The 4,403-nt window shown below is 24.9% G+C and carries 5 protein-coding genes and 1 riboswitch; of the genes, 4 read left to right on the forward strand and 1 reads right to left on the reverse strand.

The features are described 5' to 3' along the window. Positions 1-298 precede the first annotated feature (298 nt). The 4 genes from C6B38_RS11765 (at position 299) to C6B38_RS09185 (ending at position 3,167) form a co-directional block, all read left to right on the forward strand. The gene (locus tag C6B38_RS11765) at positions 299-511 is read left to right on the forward strand and encodes a hypothetical protein (RefSeq protein ID WP_233485746.1); all 213 of its coding nucleotides are present in this window, start codon (positions 299-301) and stop codon (positions 509-511) included. 105 nt (positions 512-616) lie between these two features. Continuing rightward, entirely contained in the window at positions 617-1,297 is a 681-nt protein-coding gene (locus C6B38_RS09175) for a hypothetical protein (RefSeq protein WP_105299397.1), read from the forward strand. 40 nt (positions 1,298-1,337) lie between these two features. Beyond that, positions 1,338-1,438, forward strand: a riboswitch (purine riboswitch). 140 nt (positions 1,439-1,578) lie between these two features. Next, positions 1,579-1,932 carry a solute carrier family 23 protein gene (locus tag C6B38_RS09180; RefSeq protein ID WP_255401146.1) on the forward strand — a complete coding sequence of 118 codons (354 nt, stop codon included), beginning with the start codon at positions 1,579-1,581 and terminating at the stop codon, positions 1,930-1,932. Positions 1,933-1,970: 38 nt separating this feature from the next. After that, the gene (locus tag C6B38_RS09185; protein ID WP_105299398.1) at positions 1,971-3,167 is read left to right on the forward strand and encodes a hypothetical protein; all 1,197 of its coding nucleotides are present in this window, start codon (positions 1,971-1,973) and stop codon (positions 3,165-3,167) included. 705 nt (positions 3,168-3,872) lie between these two features. Here the strand turns inward: C6B38_RS09185 and C6B38_RS09190 are convergent. Continuing rightward, positions 3,873-4,334 (reverse strand): lipoprotein, encoded by a 462-nt coding sequence (locus C6B38_RS09190; RefSeq protein WP_105299399.1) that lies wholly within the window; start codon positions 4,332-4,334, stop codon positions 3,873-3,875. Between the last annotated feature and the right edge of the window lie 69 nt (positions 4,335-4,403).

Raw genomic sequence — 4,403 nt, forward strand, 5'->3', positions numbered from 1 at the left:
GCATAAGTGCGACAACAATTGTTTCTTGTGGTTGTAGTTAACAATTGTTTCTTGTGGTTGTAGTTATCCAAAACAACACAAATTAGAAGAAGAAAAGGAAAAAAAAGATTCAGATGTAAATTCTTCGTTATTAGCAAATGATAATAATATAAAAAAAGAGGAAAAAACATTACAATTTCCGATTGATATTAGTGGTATTACTAAAATTAAGGCAATTAAAAAAGTTAATGTTAAGAATATTAAAGATGTTCAGTTCTCTGAATGGTCAGAACCAATTCGAGATGCAATTTTAGAAACATTGCATGAAGAATTAAGTACTAAATTAACAAAAGCTAATTATGATGTAACTCCGATAATTCCAAAAGAGTTTTATATCAAAGATAATCTAATTGATACTCTTCCTTTTGATTTAACAATTCCAAGAAAAATAGAAATTACCTGTTTGGGGAAGAATAATACAAAGGGCAGTTTTAATACATATGTTATTTTACCAAAAGGTACTGTAAAATAATTATAAATTAATAAACTGATATAAAAAAACAATATTTTGAAATGTTTTTTTTATTTTTTTAAAATACGGTATGATTGATATAACGGAGAGGAACGTGATTGAAAAATGTTTAATTTAACACAAATAACAGGATTAGTTTATTTTATTTTTATTATTGTAATTGCATTGCTTCTTGTAGGATGATTAGTATTTAGAATTATTTTATTAATTTTTAAAAAGAAAAAAACAACATTAAAACCACGTATGTTATTGCGAAAAATGTTAGATGACAATGATTTACAAGATGTTAATATTGGAGAACAAAGGCATATTGTTAAAGCACAAAATTTTTCAAAAATAAGTAATGCTGTCATTATTCGCCGTGCTGATGATAAAGATCAAAGTATTGTTAAAATTTATGATATGATTTTTCATTTTTATTATGTTTATAATCAAAAAACAAAACAATCAAAATGATTTTTTTGATTAAAATTTTTGTCATGATTTTTGATGTTTACAATATTTTTATTTATTATAGCGACAATTTTAGTTATTTTAATACAGTTTTTAAAAGAAAATGCTGTTATTAATGCAATGGACATTACAGTTCAAATTATATCTATTATGGGTATTATTTATTTGATTTTGGGATGATTTTGTTGAGCAAATTTAGTAGAAAATTATCGTCAAGATTTAATAGCATTAGCCACAGACTATTTACCAACAGAATTTATAAAGTCTTTTAAAACTTATACTAGTTTTAAAGCTTTTTTCGCTTTTTCTGAAAATGTCATCTGTTTTTATTAAAAGGATTGTATTTTTTTATTAAATTCGGTATATTTAAGAAGTAAATGTATTAAACAATTCCTATATATGCTAGTAATATGGTCTAGTGTTTCTATGTCTTACCATTTATAAAAAGACTCTATAGGTTAATGCTTTATTTTTGCATTAACTTATGTTAATTAAACAAGGTTAATGTTTTTTATTTTTACAATAGAGCTAAACGGAGAAATAAAATATATGTTTAAAAAAATTGAAACTTTTTTAGATTTGGCGATCTAAAAACAACATTTAAAAAAGAAATTATTGGTGGTCTAACAACATTTTTAGCAATGTTATATATTTTGTCAGTGCAACCTAATATGTTATCTTCTGCACCAGATATTAATCATCCAACTGATTCAAATCAAAATATGGCTTTTGGAGGGATTTTTATTGCAACAGCAATTGGTGCTTTTATTGCCACTTTAATTATGGGTTTATCAGAGAATATGCCAGTTGGATTAGCACCTGGGATGGGACTAAATGCTATTTTTACTTTTAATGTTGCTAATAATGGTTTGGGATACCAAGGGGCTTTAATTGCTGTTATGATTTCAGGAATATTTTTCTGTCTTATTTCAATGACTAAGTTACGAACAATTATTAACTGGTGATAATGGAATTAAAAGTATTCAATTAACATTATTAGGTAATAATGGTTTTACTCCACCCAATTATTTTTGGTCGCCCTATTGAAAATTTAGGGAAATGAAATGAAAAAGTATATCCTCAAAGAAGATTATTTATTGATAATTTAAAAATGCCAGTTGCTGATTCATTAACAAAATCTTCTAAACCATTAACTACTTATTTACTAACAAATGAAATTCCTGCTATTAATGGTCAATATGATAATTGATTAAAAAGAAAACAAGGTCAATCTAACCAAGAAATTAAAAAGAATTATGAGGGATACTTAAATACAGATAGAAAATTAACCCAAGCAACTAACCCAAATAATTTAACAATTAAAGATGTTGCTTTAAATTATAAAGGTAATAAAGTTATTAAAGATTATGATGTTAGAGCAAATTGTTATTTTAAATATAATGTTGATATAGGATATAACACAATTAATCCAAGTAAAAATCGTGGGCAATTAAAAGATATGTTAAATTTATTTAGTGTTATGGTTAATCATATTATTAGTTTACGAATAGATGTAACAGAAAGTATTGCATGAACTCAAAGAGATATTCCGATTGTTGGTAAATTTTTAAATGCAATAAGTTTAGGTATTCCGATTTATTGAAAAACTATTGATAATAATACTAATAATTTATATCCAAATATTAAAACAGGAATTCCTTTATTTATTGGTAAAGCAAATTATACATTTTATGATGAAAGTTATTGACCTATTGTTGAAGATAGTACTAGGCCACAAGCAAAAAATCAAGGCAATATTCCCTTAGATGCATTTAGATATAATACTCAAGATGAGGTAAATGATATAATCGGTGCTAGTGCAAGTAATACAAGTTGAGTATTTACATTAACAGATAAAATAATAGCATCATGTTGATCTAAAAAAACTAAAAAAGAATATGGAAAATATTATAAAATTAGTAGTGTTATGATACCACAATCATTTTATGAAGAAGATAGTATTTATTTAATTAATGAAGAAAGTGTATCATTACCTACAATGGAAAGTGAAAATTTATTAACTGATATTGTTGCTAGTGGTCGTTATATAATTGATGCAGTTGGTTTTTATAATTTAGGTAAAACTGCCTGTCGTATTTATATGTTTTCTGATGATATTGATATATATGACCCATATTCAATTATGAGTTATTTTGTTAGTTTACAAACTACAAGTTTATATAATAATTCAGTCCGAGATTAATTAACTCTTTATTCACTTAGTTATTTAGACCAATATATTGATGATGATATCGTACATGAATGACCTGTTAAATTACCAGACCCACCACCAAGTATTAATTTCTATCCAGTACAATTAATATTAAACAAAGCAGATAGTAAACTAAATGCTAAAAGCACATGAGATGGATGATCCGCTACACCTGATAATAGAACATATTCACAAGATATTTTATTATTTGATTTTGGAACATTTGGATCAACTGATTGACAACAAGTTAAAGATAATTATGATGAATTTGAGTTTGGAAATGATGGATTTATAAGAATATGAGGAAGACCAAGTGGCAATCGCCCTAATGGTAATTATGTAAATAAATCATTAGCGGAAAGATATATTATTAAAATAAAAAATATTAATGAAAGTGAATATACTATTTTTAATAATTTAGAAGAAAAAAATTATCCATGGCATCCCAACCGAGATTATTCAGGTTATCATTTTAAAACACAAATTGTATTTTACAATGAGGGTATTAAATTAAAAATGCGAGTTTTATATGAATTATTTGTTAAAGGTGGTAATTATGAAATTTTAGTTGAAACTGTTGGCAGTAACAAATATTACTTTAAAGAAAAAAAAGGTTTTTATACCTATTTTTTTATTCTCCATTAATAACTTTTACATTATCCTTATCATCAATAATTAAATCGGGTGATGCTTTATCTAATAAATTTCGGGTGATGCTTTATCTAATAAATTTCAACGATAAACTGATTTAAAATATGAACCATTATCAGCATATCAAGTATTAGTTGTATTAATAATTCCCTCTTTAATTAATAATATATAATAACGAAATCGTGGTGGTTTAAAAATAAGACTATATTTATTATAATTATCTATTTTTTTCATATTATTTGTATCATTCAAAAATTTAGTAATTTTTCAATTATCTTCGTTTTTTCCTTTTCATACTACATAATATCATTTATTATCAACTTGATTAAAAGGTTTTTCCTGTTTTGTTATTCATTCTAAAACACCATCGTTTGTTTTTATATTATTTTTTTCTTTTAAATCTGCCAATTCTTTTTCAGTATATTGTGCTTTATTACACCCAACTAGACTTGTTGTGCTTGTTCCTAGTAATGTAATTGCACCAAATAAAGTTAATAATCTTTTCATTGTAGAATTATCCTCCCTTTATCGTCATCATCATAACATCAACAAAGTTAATTTCAATATTTATTGAAA

This window comes from Spiroplasma sp. ChiS, from assembly GCF_002968355.1.
GTDB lineage: Bacteria > Bacillota_I > Bacilli_A > Mycoplasmatales > Mycoplasmataceae > Spiroplasma > Spiroplasma citri.